This is a genomic window from Allorhizobium paknamense (assembly GCF_030815125.1).
Taxonomy (GTDB): domain Bacteria; phylum Pseudomonadota; class Alphaproteobacteria; order Rhizobiales; family Rhizobiaceae; genus Allorhizobium; species Allorhizobium paknamense.
In genome coordinates this window covers 60,351-81,465 of record NZ_JAUSWH010000006.1, presented here as the reverse complement: position 1 = coordinate 81,465, position 21,115 = coordinate 60,351, and the positions used below count along the sequence as shown (strand labels likewise).

Here is a 21,115-nt window from a genome sequence, read left to right as displayed (position 1 = left end):
GATTGGTTCACCATATCTCTTAACCAAGGCAATGCAGGCATCTTGGCAGCATTACTTTGCTTGGGGTCTGCGCAGTTCGAAAACCTCGGTCACCGTCGCATAATCCATATATCCCAGACGCGAGACGGGCTGTGCGAGCGTGACATCGAAGCGCCCGTCCCGGAGCGCCCGTTCGGCGATATGGATGCCGAGCACCTGACCGAAGACGGCAATATTCTCCGACTCACCACCGGAAATATCCTTCGGCACCATGATTTCGGTGACCTGGCATTCCAGCACCGCCATGGCTTCCGCCACATAGGGCGCAGCAACAAGGCGGCCCGTGACAGGCGTCAGCCCTGCCCTTTCAAACTCGCTGACGCCGTGATCGAAGGGAGCAGACGAGGTATTCATCTGCTGCAACAGATCGTGGCTGACGAAATTGGCCGTGAAACAACCGGTTTCCTCGATGTTTCGAACGGAATCCTTGCGGCCGCTCGACGAAAACATTACCAGCTTCGGGCGGTCGGAAATGGCATTGAAGAAGGAATAGGGCGCGAGGTTGAGGCTGCCGTCTGCGGCCTTCGTGCCAATCCAGCCGATGGGCCGGGGCGAAACGATCGCCTTGAAGGGATCATGCGGCAAGCCATGCTGATTGGTGGCGGTTTCGTAGAACATCAGCCTTCCTCTCCCATCCAGGTAACAACGTCCTCAAGCGCCGGGCGTGGACGCTCGACAATCGGGAAGGTGGTCGAGCCCATATGAATGAAGCCGGCCACCTTTTCACCCGGCTCGATGCCGAGCAGCGGATGCGCCGCCTCATCGAAGGCAAACCATTCCGATAGCCAGTTTGCCACAAAGCCGTGGGCATTGGCCGCCATCAGCAGGTTGAGGCACACCGCCCCCGCCGACATGACCTGTTCCCATTCCGGGATCTTCACATGCGGTCCCGCCCGGCTGATCACGCCGATCACGACGGGCGCGCGCGTGAAACGCGTACGCTCCACCTTGATCATCTCCTCGCTCAGCTCGGGATTTTTGCTGAGCGCCATCTCCAGCAAGGCCTCGCCAATGTCCACCCGCTTCTGGCCACGATAGACGATGAACCGCCAGGGCGCGAGCTTGCCATGGTCCGGCACCCGCACGGCAAGCGACAGAATGGATTGCAACTGCTCTCCCGAAGGCCCGGGCTCGCACATCTGAAAAGCAGGAACAGAACGACGCGTCGCCAGATAATCGAGAAGCGTGATGTTTTCGTACATTGGAAAAGATGTCCTTGCGGTACTGGCTGAAAAATGTCGCTCTCTTTTGACGCAAGACCTGCGTTTAAACAAGAAGCGCCCCGGTCTTTCACAGTCTGGCAAAGGCAGGGCCTTGAAATTGCCATGGCATTCCGGTTCTACTTCGGCAACATTGCGATATGAATCGGTTTTGCGGACGCATGACATCTCTTCTCCCCCGCCTTGCGCAGGTCTTCATGGCCGTGGCGCTGACCATGCCGGCCCTGCCGGTGCGGGCGGAAGATGCGTTCCAGTCTTTCAAGCAACTGCAAAGCCCGCCGAAAATGCCGAAGCTGAATTCCTTTTCACCGCGGCTGGGTTCGGTCCACAACGCCAATGCCCGCATGGTGGCGCTGGAAGCAAAACTGACTCCGGATGGCGCACCCCTGAAGCGCGGCCTGCGCTGGCGCGTCTTCAGCCCCGTGGCCGATGCCGAGGGCAAGCTGCCGCTGGTGGCCAGCAGCGAGGGCGGTTCGGCTGAACTGCAACTTTCTCCCGGCAGCTATTTCGTCAATGTCTCGCTTGGCCGGGCGGGGGTAACCAAGAAGCTGGAAGTGCCGGAGCAAGGCGATGTGCCGCGTCAGGTGATGGTGCTGGATGCGGGTGGCCTGGTGTTGAACGCCGTTTCCGGAACCGATACCCGCATCAAGCCATCCACCCTCAAATTCAAGATCTATGCAGGCGATGCCCAGGAAGACAGCAATCGCGGCCTGGTGATGGAAAATATCGAGCCGAACACGATTGTCAGCCTCAATACCGGCACCTATCACGTCGTATCTGAATATGGCGACGTGAATGCCGTGGTGCGCGCCGATATCAAGGTGGAGGCGGGAAAGCTGACGGAAGCCACCCTTCAGCATCGCGCAGCCCAGATCACCTTCAAGCTTGTTGCTGACCAAGGCGGCGAAGCGATTGCCGATACCGCCTGGTCCATCCTGACGGCCTCAGGAGACGCAGTGGCGGAAAGTGTCAGTGCCTATCCGGTCATGGTGCTTTCCGAAGGCCGCTACATGGCCGTGGCGCGCAACAAGGACAATATCTACCAAAAGGAATTCTCGGTGAAGGCGGGCGTCAACACCGATGTGGAAGTGCTGCTCAAGGACAGGCAGCAGGCCGTGCAGCAGAATGCCGGCATCGACGCCAATTGATCTCCCCATCAAGGTGTGGGTTTTCCCCAGATGTACCGCTGAAATTGCACTTTTATAGAACGCATTTTCAGACGGCTCCAACAGAGTGTTCACCCTGTTTAAGATCGTCTTGCGCAGGAAAACGGGAACCTCGCAACCACCGATGTTCATCGGGTAAGCCTAATAAGCTTTATTTTACGTTATTGTAACAAAGGAAAACGTGGAAAACCTTTGAGAAAAACAGCAAAAAACCCAAAAAATTTTAGGGGTATTTGAGGTAATTTTGCACCGCAACAACACATGGTGGCGACAAGCCCCGCTAATCTGATGGACTTTTTCTGCAAGCCTTAGAAAATAGCCCCTGAATTCCAGCGGGGCTTTCATGTTTGACGCAAAAATTTATTTCGAACTGCTCGATTGGCTGGACGGCGCGGGGGAAATCCGGCCCGCGGAATTCCTGCGCCGTTTGCAAAATTCATACGATCTCGCAGGCTGCCTCTACGTAGATGCCGCCGTCAGCATTTCCGGTGCGGTAATCCATCAATTGCATCACAGCTTCGACCAAGACGTCTACCGGGCCGTGTCCGAAATGGGCGGCCCGGGCCTCAGCCACATCTTCTCTCGCTGCAGCCGCGCCCTGGAACCCATCGACCTTCAGGAACTCTCGCGGCAGAACCGGCATACGATCGAGTTCAAGCAGCGCATCTATCAGGTCAACAATCGCCTGCGCGCGGTCTGTTATCCGCTTCTGTCGCGTGATTCCCGCAATGCCTTCTTCGTCATCGCCCGAAGTTGCGACACCGAGGAATGGCGACTGGCGCGCCGGTGCTATGACCGCGACATCTACCGTCTGGCCGGAAAATTCCACGCGCGCCAGATCGACAGACAGCATACGGAACCTCTTCATGACGAACAGGCAAGCCTGACCCAGCGCGAAAAAGAGGCCCTGCTCTGGACCGCTGCAGGCAAGAGCTATTGGGAAACATCGATCATTCTCGGCATATCCGAGCGTACCGTGCGCTACTTCATGGCAAATGCGCGAAATAAGCTCGATGCTGTATCAAATACGCAAGCTGTGGCAAAAGCCATGTCTCAGGGACTCATTCCTCCAGCTCCTCAATAATGGGGGTTCCTTGAACCCATAGTATTACTTTATAATTGCGCTAATTTATACTGTCTCTACCGACAGTTTAAATTTGGATCAAATTTCGCGATCCTCGGTTTGTCCAAAAAAAAGGAAGACCGAAATGATCAAGATTCTCAACGGACTGAATAAGCACAACCACAAGGCGGAACTCGAAGACATGTTTCGCCTCAGAAAGAAAGTGTTTCATGATCTCCTGAAGTGGGACGTTCAGGTCGATGGTGATTTCGAAGTCGATCATTATGACGATGCCAATCCGATCTATGTGCTCTCCTATACGCCGGGCACGGAGAAGCTTCGCGGGGCATTGCGGCTTCTGCCGACGCTTGGTCCCAACATGCTCGACGACACTTTTCCTGTCCTTCTCGGCGATCAGCCGGAAATCCGAAGCGCGGCCGTGTGGGAATCCAGCCGCTTCTGCATCGATCCGGAAATCTCATCCGACCGCTCCTCCAATCAGGTGAGCATTGCGGCTGCCGAGATGATGTGCGGCGTAGGCGAATTGGGCATCGCCTCCGGTCTCAGCCATATCGTCACGGTGACGGATGTTTTCCTGGAACGCATGTTCCGGCGCATGGGCTGCCCGGGTGAGCGCATTGCCGACCCGCAGAAGATCGGCTCCGTCTATGCGGTCGCCATCGCCTGGGAAGTCAGTGAGGACCTGCTGGAAAACATGAAGAAGATCGCGGAAATTCCCGGCCGCCTGCTTCCCGCCGCCATGTCGCTGGAACAGGCCCGCGCCGCCTGATGTCGTGATAGGTTTGAAATCCGTATTCACTCTCCCCCGATCCGGGGGAGATGGCTGCAATCTGTTTGCGACAAGAGGCTCGCCTCAATGCGTGGAAAACGCTTCACAGCGAGCGGCGCGCGTTTTACAGCGCCGTGCGTTTTTATCAAACGCACAAAGGACGCTGTAACGCTTTAAATCTGCTGCATAATTTTATCCTTAAATCGATTCCGATTTAAGGAATTATGCAGTAGTGTATCGTGAATCGCGGCCCCAAGCGATCCATGCCGGGGCCGAAATCCGATCTCTCGATCTTGATGGTCCTGCATGCACATCGTGAAAAAGCTGGTTCTGGCCTCGGCTCTTCTGGGTGGCCAGGCCTATGGCCACTCCGCCATTGCCAGTGAGGTCTGCGAGGCAATCCGGGCGGAACTGCAACGCACGCCCATCGTGATCGGCAATCCGTCGGAAACCCGGCTCTACGCCTCGGCCATCACCCGGCAGGATTTCGAAATCCGCAAGACCCGGCAGAACATGCTGCGGCTCGGCTGCTCGCAAAGCATCAGCGTGATCGATCAATCCGGCAAGGATGTCTGCGCCCAGATGGAGACCGCGCTTGCGGGGATGGAAGCGAACAAGCGGGATCTGATGGACAAGCGCCAGCAGGCTGGCGCTGCCGGAGGCCTCAACCCCCGCCGGCAGCAGTTGATGGCCGCCCTCGAGCAAAACCGCTGCGACAGCGCCGATCAGACGAAACCCACCACCGAAGACGCGCCTCGCCCCTACGCGACCCCGACCTATCCCGAGGATCAGGCTGTGCACGAAATGCCGCCCGGGCATCAGGGCGCCATCACGCCCGGCCAGGGGTTCCGCACCATGTGTGTACGCACCTGCGATGGGTCCTTCTTCCCGATTTCCGCCTTTTCAACGCCTGCCAATTTCGCAGCCGATGCCGCCCAGTGCCAGCGCCAATGCCCAGGGGCGGAAACCGAGCTTTACTATCACTCGCTGCTGACCCAGGAAGCGGAAGAGATGGTATCTACCTCCACCGGCCGGTCCTACCGTGACATGCCCTTTGCCTTTGCCTATCGAAACCGTCAGCCCGGCAGCGAAAACCGCTGCAGTTGCACGGCGGCAAATGGCATCAGCACGCCGCAAAGCCCTTCCGTTCTGGAGATCAAGACTGCGCCGAAGATCGAAAAACCGGTAGAGGCTGCCGCACCCGCAGTGCCGGCGGAAGAAAAGCCCGCGAAGGATGCGCCGGAACGCCCCTATGATCCCACCACCGACAAAGTGCGTCAGGTCGGGCCGAAATTCCTGCCTGCCGAAGAAGGCGCGCTGGACTTGCAACATCCTGCCCTGCCGGGACCGCAACCCGTGCAGCCGTGACGGGGCACAGCGTTCGGAAGTTCACCGAACGTCCACACACCCTATTGAAACTCGAAAATCTGCCGGAACACGCCGGGCGCGATCAATGACAGCGGATTGACGGTGAGGCGTGGCGATTCGATCGGCCCGGTCAGCTTGAAGGTAATCCCCAGCAAGCCGCGATCCCGGCCATTGCCGAGGATGAAGCCGATCACCGGCACTTCCGCAAACAGCCGGTTCAGCCCATAGGCAGGCATGAAGGTTCCGGTCATATCCATGCGGCCAGCCGCATCTTTCAGCACGCCCTGGAAGGTGGCGCCCACCTGCTCGCCCCGCACAATGCCGTTTTCCGTGCGCAAAACACCGTCACGATAGATGATGCGCGAAAAGGCCCGCTGGAATTTTTCCGAGCGCACATCGATGTCCTTCTTGACGGCGCTGTTGAGACTCCGGCCCTCATCATCAGCCGGGGTAGAGACGATCTTCTGGAGCCGATCCTCATTCTCGACCCGGAAATTGCGGATATCGAGATTGCCGGACCAGTTTTCGCCCAATGCCCCCCTGATCTTCAGATCCAGCAAACCGCCGCGCATGTGGCTGTAGACATCGGCAAGCCGTGCCACATCGCCCGCATCACCGGCAATCACGGAGATCAGCGGCTCACCCTTGGAAAGATCGCTCTGCGCCACAACAGCCTGCCCGCTATCGGTGACACCGGACAGTTTGAGCGCGGTCATGTTGCCGCCGCGCGTCGCGTAGTTCAGCTTGACGCCGGTCAGAACCTCGTCATTGAAGCCGAGGATCTTGTCCAGATCGACGCGCACGTCGACGTCGTCCGATTTGCCGGAGCCGGGCGCGCCATTGGTGCCGCTGGATTTCAGCTTCTTGAACAGCGGCCTGCCGTCCATGGCCTTGCCCACCACTTTGATGGAGGTGACGCCCTTGTTCATCTGCACGGACACGCCAAAATCATCGGCACTCGCAAGACGAACCTTGTCCAGATCCGCCGAGACCAGGCCGTTTTTGGAAACGACCAGTTTGCCGCTGGCGCCAAAGCCTTCACCATCCAGCTCGAATTTGTCGAGCGATTGCAACTGGCCCTGCGGTGTCAGTTCTACGCTGGCTTTGGCCGCGATACCACTGCCCTTGCTCCAGCCCACCCACGGAACCGACAGCGTCGCTGCCGTCAGGTCGGATTTGACCAGTTGCCGCTTGTCATCCAGACGGGAAATCTCGATATCCACCGGCCCGCTGACCAGCGCGCCAAGCCCCGGCGTCAGCTTGTTGCGATCGTCATCGCTTAACCGGCCCTTCACCTTCCAGTCCGGCGTCACACCATATTTCTTGTCCACCGGCTCGCGAAGGGAAATCTCCATCGGCACGTCATCGATCTTCGCCTTGCCCGCCAGCAAGGCAGCCTTTTGATCGAGAGACAGCGTGCCATCGAAATCGGCAATCTTGCGATCCATGAAGGGACGCTTCAAATCCACGTTGGACAATTCCAGATCAGCCTTCCATTCCGGCGGCGGCGGGTTCTGGTCATTGATCAGACCGGTGGTCAGCGTCACATCCGCTTTCACATCACCGGCGAAATCTTCCGGCACGAACTCCGTCTTCTGAAGAGCCGCCATTGGCTTGAAGGTCGCCAGTTCGGCCATCGCATCCGCCGAACCGCTCAGCGAAAGGGCAATATTGCCCATCAGCGGCTTCTGATAGGTATTGGCGATCGTGAAAAGGCCGTCATCGATCTGAACCTTGCGTCCAGACGCAAAGTAGCTGGTGCCCTCCTTGACCTTCACCTCCATATGCGGCCCCTTCAAGTCGAAGTGGCCGGTCATATCCCGGATTGGCGGTATCTCTCCGGTCACATTCATCCGTGAGTCGGCAATGTCGAAGCGGATCTGCAATTCATCCGGGCCGAGATTGAGCGGGGTGGGAATGAATTTCATCCGCCCCGCCGGAATGAAGACATCGATCGATGCATTGCTGATCGTACCGCCGAACAGATTGGCCAGTACCCAGGCGCGTGGCTTGGAGGCCATCCAGAAAGGCCAGAGCTGCTTTACCGCCAGCGTGCGCATAGTGCCAATCTCACCATGGAAATGAATTTCCGGCGATTGATCACCGAACAACACCCGCACCTGCGAACTCATATTACCGTAAGGCGTCAGTACCGAAAATTCGCTGACATTCAGCTCTTTCGTTTGATGAATAAATGTCCCGAAGGCTTTGATAGAGAAGGGGAAAGCTTCCTCCCCCGCCGATTCCACGAAGGCCGTGCCATTCTGCACCACGAGATCCAGGCCGTAGCCGGCGGGCTGCCCCTGGCCCTGCGGCAGGCGGTCGAGATCGATCACGCCGCCGCTGAAAGGTACATGCATGCGGCCAAAGTCCAGCACCGAGGGCTTCAGCTCTACCGTCAGCTTGTCAAAATCATAAAACAGGTTGAGATCGGCGCGGGTCAGTTCCTGGGCATCACCGTCCAGATAGATCGTCCCCTTGTCAGCCCGCACCCGGGCCGACAGCACCGGCGCGCGGTCTATCGTGCCTCGGCGGGCAACGAAATCCAGATTGAAGCGGGCATCGGCTCCCTCGCGCAGCGTGCCATCCGGCAGGCGCTTCAAAAGCAGCGCGCCCGGTTCCAGATCCGTCATCGTCGCCGCAAGCGAGGTGGTGCGATCCCCCTCGACCGTGGCTTCAGCGGACAGGATGCTATCCTTGCCATTGACGCCGATCTGCCCGTGAATGGCAAGCGCCCCATCCTTGCGGCGGATCAGCGCCAGATCATCCACGGAAATCGCTACCGGATGCCCCAGATTGTCCTGCGCATTGAAGGTGATGCCGCCAAGCCGCAGCCGGTCCAGACTGCCGCGCGCGATGAAGCCGCGCACCTGATCGAGATTGATGAACAGCTTTTCCAGGAAGGACGGCACGGCATCGACCCTGACCTTGGAGAAATCCGTCTGGCCGCCCGCGGGAAAGAGGCTGCTGTCGAAGGTCGTGCCCTCCGCCTCGATCTCATTGACCGCCACACGCCCTGTCAGCAGGGCAAGCGGATCGATCACCAGTTTCACCGTATCCGTCCGCGAGACCTGCTTGCCGGTCTCGCCATCGGTGATCGTCACGTTCTCAGCGGCAACAGCCAGCCGGTAATGCTTGGAAAAGCGAATGGACGTGCCGCCGATTTCCGCTTTCAATCCGGGTCCGACAGCCGACTGGAAAGCCGCCTGGGCCCCGGTCGAAAGAAGCCTGTCCAGCGTCCCCGTTTCCACCGCCGCCACGAACACGGCCAGCAGGACGGCAGCCAGCCCGCATAAAAACGCAAGCCCGCGCCACAGCCGGGTCAGCATGCCACGACGCGGCGGACAGTGCACGATCATCGGATCATCCACCTGCGCACTCGGCAGGCTTTCAAGGGCGATCAGATCTTTCTTGCGAAAACGGACTTTCTCGCCCCGGATTTCTCCCATGTCCCGGCCATCTCTCCTGGTCGTGGATGTGTTTCTTGCCCATGCGGCACGTGAAGCCATCAGCGCGATTCGTCTTAAGCCGCACAATACAATCCCCGGCCCACACCGCGCAAATGCTCAGGATTATTTTTGAATGCGGCAGCCGCCGCCGTGAAGCTCATTCCATTCCGGAAACGGACTTGGAGTCTGCCAGGCGAACGCTATATAGCCGTCGGCCTTATAGGGCCACAAAACCGGCAAAAGAAAGGTCATGCAATGGCTGAATTGCAGATTGGCGACACGGCACCCGATTTCACCCTACCCCGCGATGGCGGAAAAACCATTTCTCTCAGTGATTTCAAAGGAAAGCCCGTCGTTCTTTATTTCTATCCCAAAGACGACACCAGCGGCTGCACCACGGAAGCAACCTCCTTTACCGGCCTTGCCGCAGACTTTGCCAAGGCTAGCGCTGCTGTCATCGGCGTCTCGCCGGATTCGGTAAAGAGCCATGACAAATTCGTGGCGAAGCACGGCCTCTCCATCATCCTCGGCTCCGACGAGGAAAAGAAGACGCTGGAAGCCTATGGCGTCTGGAAGGAAAAGAGCATGTACGGCAAGACCTACATGGGCGTGGAGCGCACCACCTATCTGATCGACGCCAACGGCAAGATTGCCGCGATCTGGCCGAAGGTGAAAGTGCCCGGCCATGCCGAAGCCGTGCTGAAGGCGGTGCAGGAACTGGCCTGAGCGCATCAGTGACAAGAGCGCCTTCTCCCCTGCGGGAGAAGGCATTGCCAACACAAGTTCCCTTCAAAACCGCCAGGCACTTTTGCTGCAAATAGTTCCTTTCACGCATTTGCGAACGCAAAACCGCTTCGCACTTTTGCTGCAAATAGCTCCTTTCACGCATTTGCGGACGCAAAACCGCTTCGCACTTTTGCTGCAAATAGTTCCTTTTTACGCATTTGCGGACGCAAAACCGCTTCGCACTTTTGCTGCAAATGCTTTAAACCCACCCCATGACCGAATTCGATATTCCCACCCTGCGTGCCGGGGCGACACTTGCCATTGCCGCGACCGATCTCGATGTGAAAACCGGCCTTGCCCAGGAAACGGCCCGCCGCTGGCATGCGCGGCGGCTCTCCTTGCGCTCGCCGCTCGATCCGCCGCTGCCGGATAGGCCTGGAAGGCCGGAAAAACCGGTTCTGGTGCCGCCCAAGGCGGTGGGAAAACGCTCGCTGCACACGCTGCCCGGGCGCATCGCCATGCTGCATGCGCTGGCGCATATCGAGTTGAATGCCGTGGATCTGGCTTTGGATATCGTCGCCCGCTTCGCTACCGAGCCGGTGCCGAACTCCTTTTTCGATGGCTGGATGCAGGTGGCCTTCGAGGAAGCCAAACATTTCGGGCTCGTGCGTGACCGGTTGAGGGCGCTCGGCGCCGATTATGGCGACATGCCCGCCCATGACGGTCTTTGGCAGGCGGCGCACGCCACGCGCACGGACCTGACGGCGCGGCTTGCCGTCGTGCCCCTCATTCTGGAAGCGCGCGGACTGGATGTAACGCCCTCTCTCCAGGAAAAAATGCGAGAGACCGGCGATCTGGAAAGCGCCGAGGTGCTGAAAATCATCTATGACGATGAAAAAGGCCATGTGGCCGTGGGCGCCAAATGGTTTCGCTTTCTCTGCGCGCGGGAAAAACGCGACGCTGCCCGCACCTTTCAGGAGCTTGTCCGCGCCAATTTTCGCGGCGCCCTCAAAGCGCCGTTCAACGACGTGGCAAGGGCGGAAGCGGGGTTGACGCCATCCTTCTACCGCACCCTCTCTTCCATCAGTCACGCCTGAAATTCCCGCATGATCGCGCGAAAAGTAAGAAATCGTTAACCCTAACGAAGTGTAATAAACCCATCACGAATCCTGGGGCTCGCTCCACCTCTCGGATCGTCGGGTCCACCCGACGAGGACGCCGCCACAGGTTCGTTTTCTCGCGGATGTCTCGTCATCCGCTGCCGCTGACCGGGGGATGCGATGGGCAAGGCCAGACAGAACCGTTTCGGCAGAAAGGCCAGGGAGCCACATGTGCTCATTCTGGCCTCCGGCGAAACGATCCGTCACATCACCATCCGCCCGTGGATGGCGGGTCTTGCGCTTGCCTGCGCCATCGGCGGCGCAACGGCCTATCTTGGCGCCACAGCCTATCTGGTGATGCGCGATAATCTGATCGGCGCTTCCATGGCCCGGCAGGCGCAATTACAATATGAGTATGAAGACCGCATTTCGGCGCTGCGCGCCCAGGTGGATCGCGTCACCTCACGGCAATTGCTCGATCAGCAGGTGGTGGAAGACAAGATCGAGAAACTGCTGGAGCAGCAGATGGCGCTTTCCTCGCGCAGCGGCAAGCTGGGAACGCTGCTCGACCGGGCCGAGGAAAACGGCATCGACCCGATCATCACCGGCAATCCTGGCCGCAACCTCAAGCAAAATCCGGCCCTTCAGCAGAAGGCCGAAGCGCCTGAGCCTTCGATACCGGCAAGCGGCCAGGAAAGCATGGCCGAGCGTGCCGACCGGACCTTTCAAAATGTGACGCTGTCGCTCAAGACCATCGAACAGCAGCAGATGGACAAGATCCATGAGTTGACGGCCAATGCCGATGGCATGGCCGAGCGCATCGAGGACGTGCTGAAGCGAACAGACATCAAGGTGGATACGCCGCGCGAGGGTGCGGACGCCATGGGCGGACCGCTGGTGGAGGCCGATCCGAAACTCGGTTTCGACACCTCGCTGGACGGGCTGGACGGTGCCCTGACCCGGCTGGAGGCCGCCCGCGAAACCGCCCGGGACATGCCCTTCGCCAACCCGGCGCCCACCCGGGAAATCACGAGCCCCTTCGGCAACCGGACAGATCCTCTGCTGGGGAGGCTTGCCATGCACACAGGCGTGGATTTACGCGCCCCGAGCGGCAACGAGATCAAGGCAGCCGGAGCCGGAACCGTGATTTCGGCGGGATATACCGGCGGCTATGGCAATATGGTGGAGATCGACCACGGCCAGGGCGTCACCACCCGCTACGGCCACATGTCGAAAATCCTGGTCCGGGTGGGACAAAAGCTGCAAGGGGGCGACGTGGTCGGGCTTGCCGGTTCCACGGGCCGCTCCACCGGCTCTCATCTCCATTACGAGGTGCGGCGCAACGGGGTCCCGGTGGACCCGATGCGCTATCTGACGGCGGGGCTGAAACTCGGCACGTTGATCGAGTGAAACGGCGGCTTTTCAGGGCAAATAAAGCGAGTCGACCCGCTCTGTGACTTGGAGATGACAGGGTTTAGGCCAAGAAAATCGCAAAAGCCCGTCCCCGTTAAGCTTTACTGCCACAACAATGTCTCTTTCCTTGACTTTGGCCGGGTTTCGGACTATTCCGCGCTTGCACAATCACCCGATAAACGGGTTTGCCACCTCGTGTTCGCAAGAACGGAACGGAAAATATTTCCCTTTGACGACCTTTGCTGATCTTGGCCTGAGCCAAAAAGTCCTTTCCGCCGTCACGGACGCCGGCTACACCACGCCCACCCCGATCCAGGCAGGCGCCATTCCGCCGGCCTTGCAGCGGCGTGACATCTGCGGCATCGCGCAGACGGGAACCGGGAAAACGGCATCCTTCGTGCTGCCCATGCTCACACTGCTAGAAAAAGGCCGCGCCCGCGCCCGCATGCCGCGCACGCTGATCCTTGAGCCGACGCGCGAGCTTGCCGCCCAGGTGGCGGAGAATTTCGAGAAATACGGCAAGAACCACAAGCTCAATATCGCCCTTCTGATCGGCGGCGTCTCCTTCGACGAGCAGGATCGCAAGCTGGAGCGCGGCGCGGACGTGCTGATCTGCACGCCGGGCCGCCTGCTCGATCATTGCGAGCGGGGCAAATTGCTGATGACCGGCGTGGAAATTCTCGTCATCGATGAAGCCGACCGCATGTTGGACATGGGCTTCATTCCGGATATCGAGCGCATCGCCAAGCTCATTCCCTTCACCCGCCAGACCCTGTTCTTCTCGGCCACCATGCCGCCGGAAATCCAGAAGCTGGCAGACCGCTTCCTGCAAAATCCGGAACGGATCGAGGTGGCGCCACCCTCCTCCACCGCCAAGACCGTAACGCAACGGCTGGTGGCCTCGCAGTCGAAGGATTGGGAAAAACGCGCTGTGTTGCGCGATCTGATCCGCGCCCAGGACGATTTGAAGAACGCCATTATCTTCTGCAACCGCAAGAAAGATGTGGCAGACCTGTTCCGTTCGCTCGACCGCCACGGCTTCTCCGTTGGCGCTCTGCATGGGGACATGGACCAGCGCTCGCGCACGACCATGCTGGCGAACTTCAAGGACAATAATATCACGCTGCTGGTGGCATCCGATGTAGCCGCACGCGGCCTCGATATTCCCGATGTCAGCCACGTCTTCAACTTCGACATTCCGATCCACGCCGAAGACTACGTACACCGCATCGGCCGTACCGGTCGGGCTGGCCGTTCCGGCGCAGCGTTCACGCTGGTCACACGGCGCGACACCAAATTCCTGGATGCCATTGAAAAGCTGATCGATCAGAAGATCGAATGGCTGAACGGTGACCTTTCCGCGCTGCCGGAACCGTCGGAAGACGACAAGGAAGAGCGCCGTGGCCGAGGCAAGGACCGTGGCCGTGAGCGCGGACGCGACCGTGGCCGGGGCAAGGCCGAGCGGGAAGAGACGAAGCCAGTGGAAGTCGCCGTGGAAGCTGCTTCCGAAAACGCCGCAAGCAAGGTGGACAGCGTGAAACAGGATCGCCGCAGCGACAACAGACGCCAGAACCAGAACAATCGCGACCAGCGTTCCGGTCAGGCGGCGAATGACGATAACCGCGAACGCCGCCGCCATTATCGCGATCACGATGACGGCCCCACTCCGCTGGGCTTCGGCGACGACATCCCGGCCTTCATGCTGATCGTTGCCAACGCCAAGGCGTAAAACCTCATGACAGGCGTTACCGGCCAGCCGGGAATTGATTTTCCCGGCGTTGGCGTCGGCCTTGCCATCCTGCGCGACGGCAAGCTTTTGCTCTACAAGCGCCGCAAAGCCCCGGAAGCGGGTTACTGGAACATTGTCGGCGGCAAGGTGGACGTGCTGGAGCCTGCCGAGCAGGCTGCCCGCCGCGAGGTCGAGGAAGAAACCGGCCTCACCATCGGCCAGCTTACCTTCGTGACCCTCTGCGAACAAATCATTGCAGCCGATCGCCAGCATTGGGTTTCACTGCTTTACAAAACGGAAGACTTTTCCGGCGAACCGCACCTGACCGAACCGGACAAGCTTTCGGATTTCGGCTGGTTTGCCCTGGATGACCTGCCGGAGCCGCTTTCCTCCTTTACACGCTTTCTTCTACCTTACCTTTAAAGCGCGGATCTGATTGAATCAGATCGGAGCTCTAACATTTTCTTTTTGAAGCATAATCTTAAAGGCGAGGATTCGTTTGCCTCCTCGCCTTGGCATGAGAAAAGCGTCAAAGCACCTCGTAAACAAAGTGCTCGAAATCCGCAGGCTGTGCTCTGCCGCTCAGATCGAAGGCAAAAGCACCGACAAAGGCGCCCGTGAACGAGCCATGCTCGCCGCGCCCTCCCTCGTCGGAAATCACCCCGCCATCCAGCTTTGGCCCGAAGGCCACCCAGTCTCCCTGCTGCCGCCAGAAAAATTGCAGATCGTTGTCGATGACTTCGACGGCAAGGTCCACCGGCCCTTCGGCAACAGAGACCCCTGCACCGGCAGGAAAGGTCAGCTTGCCATCCGGATAATCGCCGGGGCAGGACAGAATGGTCAGGCAGCGGCCCAGCTTTTCATGCCAGGTCACGGCCAGCGCGTGCAGCTTGAAGCGGTTATAGTAGTGCGTGAGCCCAGCCACCTGTTGATAGGTATCCGGCTGAAACTCGATGCGCGTTTCCGCCCGGAAACGATGATGCTGCTGCCGCCGTGCGACCAAGGCCTGCTCGAACCAGGAGCCGATGCTTTGGCGGCCATAAAGCCGCAACACGCCGGGCTTGGCGGTGAGGCTGAAAATGCGGTGCGGCTCAGGCGTTCGCAGCCATTGGAAATCGAGCGGCAGTTCCGGTCCGTCGAAGGCATAGGTGATGCGTTTATCTTCTGCCTGACGCGCCGCTGGCCGCGGCGGCTCAACCTCGACGGACGGGACCGGGCCGCCTGTTGCAAGGTAAAGCCAATCGTCCCGCCAGATGCATTTCTGGATGGCGGTTTCACGGCCCAGCGTACAGCGTCGTTCGGGTTGAAGCGGGCGTCCACATAGATGTGTATGATAGGCCTGCCCGTCTGGCGTTTCCACATATTGGCCATGGCCTGCCCGTTGCAGCACCGCCTCCGGATGATCCTTGGAGGTGATCAGATACTTATCCGGATGGGTCTCATAAGGGCCGGTGATCGAACGGGAGCGCGCCATGGTCACGGCGTGATCATAGCCGGTGCCGCCCTCGGCCACCGTCAGATAATACCAGCCATTGCGCTTGAAGAGATGCGGCCCTTCGACGAGGCCCAGTTCCGTTCCGGCATAGATGTTATGGATCAGACCGATCAGCTTCTCAGCACCGGCATCCCATTCCTGCAGCAGAATGCCGTCAAAGGCCGGATGGCCGCCGATGGTGCTGAACGCTTCGGGACGATGATTCCACTGCATGTTAACAAACCACTTGCGCCCGTCCTCATCATGAAACAGCGAGGGATCAAAGCCAGAGGAATTCACATAGACGGGATCGGACCACTCGCCTTCAATGCTATCAGCGGTGACGATGTAGTTCGGCGCATCCTTGAAGCTGCCGTCATAGCGTTTGACATCCGTATAGACGAGCCAGAAGCGGCCATCGGCATAAGACAGGCACGGCGCCCAGATGCCGCAGCTATCGGGGTCTCCTCGCATGTCCAGCTGGCTTTTCCGCTCCAGCGGCCTGCGAATCAGCCGCCAGTTTACCAGATCGCGGGAATGATGAATTTGAACGCCGGGATACCACTCGAAGGTGGAGGTCGCGATATAATAATCCTCGCCTACCCGGCAAATGGATGGGTCCGGGTTGAAGCCCGGCAAAATCGGATTTCGGATCATGTCTCCTCCCAATAATACAAAGGCTCGAAGATGCTAAAGCATCCTCGCCTTGCAAGGATTTCGAATATCTCAATTGCGTCAGGGGCTTGAGATATTCGAAAAGGGAATACGAAGAGTCATTTTCAATGACTCTTCGTATAAAGGCGTCTCCCTCGCCGCCCTACGATGTACTGCAACGATGCAGTTTTCGCAAATAAGGATTCACACAGGGTCAAGACTTCAAGGCTGCTCATCCCCCTCCTCATCATCATCGACGGGAAGATTGAAGCTGCGACTGCGCCAGTCATAATAGCGATGGCGGGTCCAGGGGCGGTTTTCGCCGGAAAAGGCGGTGCGCGCCGTGTAGGTCTGGGCGGCGGCATCGCCGAGCGTGATTTCCATGGCGCCTGCCGCACGCAACCCGTCGAGGTCGATGGCTGGCTTTCCTGCCTCACACCCTGTCCGGCGTTTTGAAACACTGGCAATCACCAGATCGGCGGCTTGACAGGCGCTCTCCAGATAATCGCGCCGCTCCACCGTAACGACGGTCCACCCCTTGGCAGCCAGCGCGCAGAAGGCGGAAGGACGGCAATAAAACACCACCGGATTGGCGCGGGCTGCGTCCACCACCTCCTGCATGGCACGGCGCGTCTCCTCGGGCGCAAGAGCGGTCTTGTCATCGGGCTTCGGCGCCTTTCCCACCATGACCGGCCTGCCCACATGGGAAATATCGAAAGCCGTGCTCCATTGATTGAAAACGAAACTCGGCGGCGTGCGCCGATTGGAAACGGCCAGCAATTCCCCCGTGACCTGCGGATCCAGCCAGGCGACCAGACGGCCATCTTCCGCCACCAGCAGGTCCGGTACTGGCTGTTGCGGCCGGAAAGCTTCGTGGGAGATCGCAGCCGCAATCAGCACCAGCCCCCAGAGGCGCAACCGTGTCTTCAAAAGCATGAGCAGCAATAGCCCTGCCGTTGAAACCGGCAGAAACCACCAGTCGAACAGGCCGAAACTCAAGCCCTTGCCCCAGCCCGAAACCAGATGCGCCACGGACAGAACCAGATCCAGGCCGAAGCCCATCAGCCGAATCGGCCAGACATCAAGCCCGAAAGGCATGAGCAACATACCAATCAGCCCTGCCGGCATGACCAGCATGGAGATGATCGGTGCGGCGAGAAGATTGGCTTCCAGCCCGTGCAGCCCGAATCGATGAAAATGCGCGGCGGAGAAAATGGCCGTTGAGAACCCGCCAAGGGCCGAGGTCATCAAACTGGCGGCCACCGCCTTGGCCAACGGCTTCACCAGCGAAAAAAGTGGCAATCCCTCCAGCCATTCCGGCATGTGCGGACGCCGCCGCCAGAGATCGAAACCGGCAATCAGCGCGAAGGTGGCGGCAAAGGACATTTGCAGGCTGGGCCCCAGCACCTGCGAGGGCGAGAGTGTGATGACAATCAGGGCCGCAAGCGCCGTATTGCGCAGGCTGAGGACGGGCCTGTCGAACAACGCTGCCGAAAGCAGGATCACCATCATCAGATAGGACCGCTGCGCGGCAACATCATAGCCGGAGATCAGAAAATAGGCCGTGGTGGTGAGCAGCGCCCCCCCGGCAGCAATCTTCTTGATCGGCAGGCTTTCCGCCAACCCCGGAACAAGGCTGAAGCCGCGGCGCAAGCCCACGAAGCACAGCCCCCCCGCCAGCGCCATGTGCAGGCCGGAAATGGAAATGATATGGGCAAGGCCGGAGACCCGAAGCGCATCGCTTGCCGCATCGGATAATCCGCGCCGCTCACCGGTCACGATTGCCACCGCAAACGCGCCTGCATCACCGGCAATCAGCGAGCGGATGCGGTTGGAAATGGTATCGCGCAGATCTTCCGTGAAGAGATCCATGGCCAGGGAAAGCCGCTCCATCCAGCCCGCTTCCCCCGGTGCCAGATCGACCGGACGCGGGGCCGAATAGAAATAGCCGATGGCCCCGGTTCCGGCGTAATAGGAGGCAAAGGCAAAATCGTTGAGCCCGGGAAGTGCGGGGCCGGAGGGGGGACTCAACCGCGCCCTGCCCTCCAGCCCATCTCCGGGCCGGAACGGCTCGTGACGGCTGCGCGCCAAAAGCGCCACCTGCTGCGGCATGCGGGTAAGGCGTGGTTCGCGCGTGTCCTGAAGGGCAATCACATATCTTTGATGGCCATCCTTGTTGGGCTCCACCGAGACCACCCTGCCCCGGATCATCGTGGTCACGGGCGTATCGAGCAACACCGTGGCCTGTCTGGCCGTTTCAGCCTCGGCGAGTATCATGCCCGCCAGAATCAAGGCACCGGCCGCCGCAAGCGCCGAGAGGAGTTCTGCCCGGTGCCGCAAGGCGAGCCAGAGCGCGAAAGCGCCTGAAAATGCGGCGAAAAGCCCCCAAAAGGATGGATCGTCGTGCAGCGAAAACCAGAGCGCCGCGCCCGTGCCGATCAGGACCGGAGCCGCCAGAAAGGCGCGTCCGTGGTCGCGCTCTTCGCGAAGCAGATCGCCCACATTGCGGTGCACGCGGCGGATATACGACTTTTCTCCAAGGGCCTCGGCGCGGGCCGCCGCCAGATCCTCGGCCTGCCATTCGCCATCCTCCTCTGTCGCCACCGGAACGCGAAAAGCCATGGCACGAAGACGCCGCCGCTTCTGCGGCGCCTCATCCGGCTCCAGCAATGCCCATTCCCCGTTTTCCGGCATGATTCCTCAAGAGGTGCGACAGTGAGACAGAACCCCGTCGCTACCCCCGATAACAATCCAAGGATGCAGAACCCGCAAGTGTCGATTTGGGCGATCCAAAACTTTATTGCATAGCAGATGTGCAAGAGCGCTTTATTGCAATGCACACTTTGCCCCCGGAATAGCTTGGCATTAACCTCCGCATCATATAGCTAATTCCAGACGCGAAACCTGAGGTGCGGCGCAAACTGCACCTTCCCGCACAATACCGGAGGATCAGCATGACGGACCAAAGCGCAAACCTGAAGATTGGAGAGAAGGCGGCGGACCTGCCGGTCCGTTCCGGTACCATCGGTCCGGACGTCATCGACATCGCCGCGCTCTACAAGAACACCGGCAAGTTTACCTATGACCCGGGTTTCACGTCCACGGCGTCCTGCGAATCGAAGATCACCTATATCGACGGTGACGAAGGCGTGCTGCTGCATCGCGGCTACCCGATCGAGCAGCTGGCCGAAAAGGGCGATTTCCTGGAAGTCTGCTACCTGCTTCTTTACGGCGAACTGCCGACGGCTGCGCAGAAGAAGGATTTTGACTATCGCGTGACGCATCACACCATGGTGCACGAGCAGATGACGAAGTTCTTCTCCGGCTACCGCCGCGACGCCCACCCCATGGCCGTCATGGTCGGCACGGTCGGTGCGCTCTCGGCCTTCTATCACGACTCGACCGACATCACCGATCCGCATCAGCGCATGGTGGCCAGCCTGCGCATGATCGCCAAGATGCCGACGATTGCCGCCATGGCCTACAAGTACCACATCGGCCAGCCCTTCGTGTATCCGAAGAACGATCTCGATTACGCTTCGAACTTCCTGCGCATGTGCTTTGCCGTGCCTTGCGAGGAGTACAAGGTGGATCCGGTGCTGTCGCGCGCCATGGACCGTATCTTCATCCTGCATGCCGATCACGAGCAGAACGCCTCCACCTCCACGGTGCGTCTGGCAGGCTCCTCCGGCGCCAATCCCTTTGCCTGCATCGCCGCTGGCATTGCCTGCCTCTGGGGCCCGGCTCATGGCGGCGCCAACGAAGCCGCACTCAACATGCTGCAGGAAATCGGCACGGTTGACCGGATTCCGGAATATATCGCCAAGGCCAAGGACAAGAACGATCCCTTCCGCCTGATGGGCTTCGGTCACCGGGTCTACAAGAACTACGACCCGCGCGCCAAGATCATGCAGAAGACCATGTATGAAGTGCTGGAAGCCACCGGCAATGGCGACAATCCGCTGATGCAGGTCGCGCTGGAGCTGGAAAAGATCGCCCTCAGCGACGAATATTTCATTGAAAAGAAGCTCTACCCGAACGTGGACTTCTATTCCGGCATCACCCTGCGTGCGCTGGGCTTCCCGACGGAAATGTTCACCGTTCTGTTCGCGCTTGCCCGCACCGTCGGCTGGATCGCCCAGTGGAACGAGATGATCGAAGATCCGCAGCAGCGCATCGGCCGCCCGCGCCAGCTTTACACCGGCGCACCGAAGCGCGACTATCTGCCGGTCAGCAAGCGCTGATTGCCGCAATTCCATTGCACAAACCGGCGAAAGTGATTTCGCCGGTTTTTTATATGGTCAGGCAGCGGTAAGCTCGGATTGTTTTAAGCCGATGTGAGGTGTACCGCGACCTTCCGGATTCGCGTTTGACGCTTTAAATGTCTATTTTATGCATGCCATGGTCGCAAAGCCGCTGTAACTTCTGCACGGCATGCTTTCAGTGGAGATCGGGCGCGGGGGCCTCATGACAGAAAATGATCGTTGGTTCTTGAACGCTTATCTGAGAATCCTTCTGTCAAAAAAGAAAACCATCGCCGGCATTTCGATGATCGAACATCAGATGCGGGAAGGTTTTGCGCCGCCGCTGCATATCCACACACACGAAGACGAAACCCATTATGTGCTGGAAGGCAGAATTCGCTGGAAGATCGGCGATCTCGTCATGGAGGCCGTGGAAGGAGAATCGGTCCATGTACCGATCGGAACGCCGCATGGCTTTCGCGTCCTTTCGCCCTTTGCCCGCCTGCTGACGGTAACCAATGGCAGTTTCGAAGACATGGTGATGGAGTTTTCGGTCCAGGCGCAAGCGCCGGGCCTGCCCCCGGAGGATGCCTTGATCCCGATTGATCTGGAGGCTCTCAACGCATCCTGTGCCCGTCATGGTATCGAGCTTCTTGGCCCGCCCATAGAGTGAGTAAGTC

The 21,115-nt window shown here is 59.3% G+C and carries 16 protein-coding genes; 11 read left to right on the top strand and 5 right to left on the bottom strand.

Going from position 1 to position 21,115, the window contains the following annotated elements; genetic code table 11:
- Positions 1-51: 51 nt before the first annotated feature.
- Together QO005_RS11340 and QO005_RS11335 are read right to left on the bottom strand one after the other, a co-directional pair.
- Entirely contained in the window at positions 52-657 is a 606-nt protein-coding gene (locus QO005_RS11340) for a flavin reductase family protein (protein WP_307158150.1), read from the bottom strand.
- Positions 657-1,241 (bottom strand): nitroreductase family protein, encoded by a 585-nt coding sequence (locus QO005_RS11335; RefSeq protein WP_307158149.1) that lies wholly within the window; start codon positions 1,239-1,241, stop codon positions 657-659. The genes QO005_RS11340 and QO005_RS11335 overlap by 1 nt, the downstream gene beginning before the upstream one ends.
- Positions 1,242-1,420: 179 nt before the next feature.
- Here QO005_RS11335 and QO005_RS11330 point away from each other — a divergent pair, with 179 nt between their 5' ends.
- From QO005_RS11330 to QO005_RS11315, 4 genes are all read left to right on the top strand, one after another.
- A complete protein-coding gene (locus QO005_RS11330) occupies positions 1,421-2,407 on the top strand; it encodes an RgsD C-terminal domain-containing protein (RefSeq protein WP_307158148.1) in 987 nt (328 codons plus the stop codon).
- A gap of 361 nt (positions 2,408-2,768) precedes the next feature.
- Positions 2,769-3,509: a helix-turn-helix transcriptional regulator gene (locus tag QO005_RS11325; RefSeq protein WP_307158147.1), complete on the top strand. Its 741-nt coding sequence runs from the start codon at positions 2,769-2,771 to the stop codon at positions 3,507-3,509.
- Between the two features lie 124 nt (positions 3,510-3,633).
- The gene (locus QO005_RS11320) at positions 3,634-4,278 is read left to right on the top strand and encodes an acyl-homoserine-lactone synthase (protein WP_307158146.1); all 645 of its coding nucleotides are present in this window, start codon (positions 3,634-3,636) and stop codon (positions 4,276-4,278) included.
- A 306-nt stretch (positions 4,279-4,584) separates the two neighbouring features.
- The gene (locus tag QO005_RS11315; RefSeq protein ID WP_307158145.1) at positions 4,585-5,646 is read left to right on the top strand and encodes a DUF2865 domain-containing protein; all 1,062 of its coding nucleotides are present in this window, start codon (positions 4,585-4,587) and stop codon (positions 5,644-5,646) included.
- A 41-nt stretch (positions 5,647-5,687) separates the two neighbouring features.
- Here the strand turns inward: QO005_RS11315 and QO005_RS11310 are convergent, their stop codons facing one another.
- Complete coding sequence (locus QO005_RS11310; protein WP_307158144.1) at positions 5,688-9,095, bottom strand: YhdP family protein; 3,408 nt, start codon at positions 9,093-9,095, stop codon at positions 5,688-5,690.
- A gap of 255 nt (positions 9,096-9,350) precedes the next feature.
- On the opposite strand from QO005_RS11310, the gene bcp reads away from it, so the two are divergent.
- From bcp to QO005_RS11285, 5 genes are all read left to right on the top strand, one after another.
- The gene (gene bcp / locus QO005_RS11305) at positions 9,351-9,821 is read left to right on the top strand and encodes a thioredoxin-dependent thiol peroxidase (protein WP_307158142.1); all 471 of its coding nucleotides are present in this window, start codon (positions 9,351-9,353) and stop codon (positions 9,819-9,821) included.
- 272 nt (positions 9,822-10,093) lie between these two features.
- Complete coding sequence (locus tag QO005_RS11300) at positions 10,094-10,918, top strand: ferritin-like domain-containing protein (RefSeq protein WP_307158141.1); 825 nt, start codon at positions 10,094-10,096, stop codon at positions 10,916-10,918.
- A 183-nt stretch (positions 10,919-11,101) separates the two neighbouring features.
- Entirely contained in the window at positions 11,102-12,331 is a 1,230-nt protein-coding gene (locus tag QO005_RS11295) for a M23 family metallopeptidase (protein ID WP_307158140.1), read from the top strand.
- 232 nt (positions 12,332-12,563) lie between these two features.
- Positions 12,564-14,063, top strand: coding sequence for a DEAD/DEAH box helicase (locus QO005_RS11290; RefSeq protein ID WP_307158139.1), 1,500 nt, complete (start codon positions 12,564-12,566; stop codon positions 14,061-14,063).
- Between the two features lie 6 nt (positions 14,064-14,069).
- A complete protein-coding gene (locus tag QO005_RS11285; RefSeq protein ID WP_307158138.1) occupies positions 14,070-14,486 on the top strand; it encodes an NUDIX domain-containing protein in 417 nt (138 codons plus the stop codon).
- Positions 14,487-14,592: 106 nt separating this feature from the next.
- On the opposite strand, the gene QO005_RS11280 is transcribed toward QO005_RS11285, so the two are convergent.
- Together QO005_RS11280 and QO005_RS11275 are read right to left on the bottom strand one after the other, a co-directional pair.
- The gene (locus QO005_RS11280) at positions 14,593-16,194 is read right to left on the bottom strand and encodes a glycoside hydrolase family 43 protein (protein ID WP_307158137.1); all 1,602 of its coding nucleotides are present in this window, start codon (positions 16,192-16,194) and stop codon (positions 14,593-14,595) included.
- A gap of 219 nt (positions 16,195-16,413) precedes the next feature.
- Positions 16,414-18,885 carry a ComEC/Rec2 family competence protein gene (locus tag QO005_RS11275; protein ID WP_307158136.1) on the bottom strand — a complete coding sequence of 824 codons (2,472 nt, stop codon included), beginning with the start codon at positions 18,883-18,885 and terminating at the stop codon, positions 16,414-16,416.
- A gap of 260 nt (positions 18,886-19,145) precedes the next feature.
- Between QO005_RS11275 and gltA the strand changes: the two genes are divergently transcribed.
- Together gltA and QO005_RS11265 are read left to right on the top strand one after the other, a co-directional pair.
- Positions 19,146-20,435 carry a citrate synthase gene (gltA, locus tag QO005_RS11270; protein WP_307158135.1) on the top strand — a complete coding sequence of 430 codons (1,290 nt, stop codon included), beginning with the start codon at positions 19,146-19,148 and terminating at the stop codon, positions 20,433-20,435.
- A gap of 304 nt (positions 20,436-20,739) precedes the next feature.
- The gene (locus QO005_RS11265; protein ID WP_307158134.1) at positions 20,740-21,108 is read left to right on the top strand and encodes a cupin domain-containing protein; all 369 of its coding nucleotides are present in this window, start codon (positions 20,740-20,742) and stop codon (positions 21,106-21,108) included.
- Positions 21,109-21,115 lie beyond the last annotated feature (7 nt).

Excerpts from the sequence above, each read along its gene's own strand:
- QO005_RS11340 (WP_307158150.1), bottom strand. The coding sequence starts at position 657 with ATGTTCTACGAAACCGCCACCAATCAGCATGGCTTGCCGCATGATCCC.
- QO005_RS11335 (WP_307158149.1), bottom strand. The coding sequence starts at position 1,241 with ATGTACGAAAACATCACGCTTCTCGATTATCTGGCGACGCGTCGTTCT.
- QO005_RS11330 (WP_307158148.1), top strand. The coding sequence starts at position 1,421 with ATGACATCTCTTCTCCCCCGCCTTGCGCAGGTCTTCATGGCCGTGGCG.
- QO005_RS11325 (WP_307158147.1), top strand. The coding sequence starts at position 2,769 with ATGTTTGACGCAAAAATTTATTTCGAACTGCTCGATTGGCTGGACGGC.
- QO005_RS11320 (WP_307158146.1), top strand. The coding sequence starts at position 3,634 with ATGATCAAGATTCTCAACGGACTGAATAAGCACAACCACAAGGCGGAA.
- QO005_RS11315 (WP_307158145.1), top strand. The coding sequence starts at position 4,585 with ATGCACATCGTGAAAAAGCTGGTTCTGGCCTCGGCTCTTCTGGGTGGC.
- QO005_RS11310 (WP_307158144.1), bottom strand. The coding sequence starts at position 9,095 with ATGGGAGAAATCCGGGGCGAGAAAGTCCGTTTTCGCAAGAAAGATCTG.
- bcp (WP_307158142.1), top strand. The coding sequence starts at position 9,351 with ATGGCTGAATTGCAGATTGGCGACACGGCACCCGATTTCACCCTACCC.
- QO005_RS11300 (WP_307158141.1), top strand. The coding sequence starts at position 10,094 with ATGACCGAATTCGATATTCCCACCCTGCGTGCCGGGGCGACACTTGCC.
- QO005_RS11295 (WP_307158140.1), top strand. The coding sequence starts at position 11,102 with ATGGGCAAGGCCAGACAGAACCGTTTCGGCAGAAAGGCCAGGGAGCCA.
- QO005_RS11285 (WP_307158138.1), top strand. The coding sequence starts at position 14,070 with ATGACAGGCGTTACCGGCCAGCCGGGAATTGATTTTCCCGGCGTTGGC.
- QO005_RS11280 (WP_307158137.1), bottom strand. The coding sequence starts at position 16,194 with ATGATCCGAAATCCGATTTTGCCGGGCTTCAACCCGGACCCATCCATT.
- QO005_RS11275 (WP_307158136.1), bottom strand. The coding sequence starts at position 18,885 with ATGCCGGAAAACGGGGAATGGGCATTGCTGGAGCCGGATGAGGCGCCG.
- gltA (WP_307158135.1), top strand. The coding sequence starts at position 19,146 with ATGACGGACCAAAGCGCAAACCTGAAGATTGGAGAGAAGGCGGCGGAC.
- QO005_RS11265 (WP_307158134.1), top strand. The coding sequence starts at position 20,740 with ATGATCGAACATCAGATGCGGGAAGGTTTTGCGCCGCCGCTGCATATC.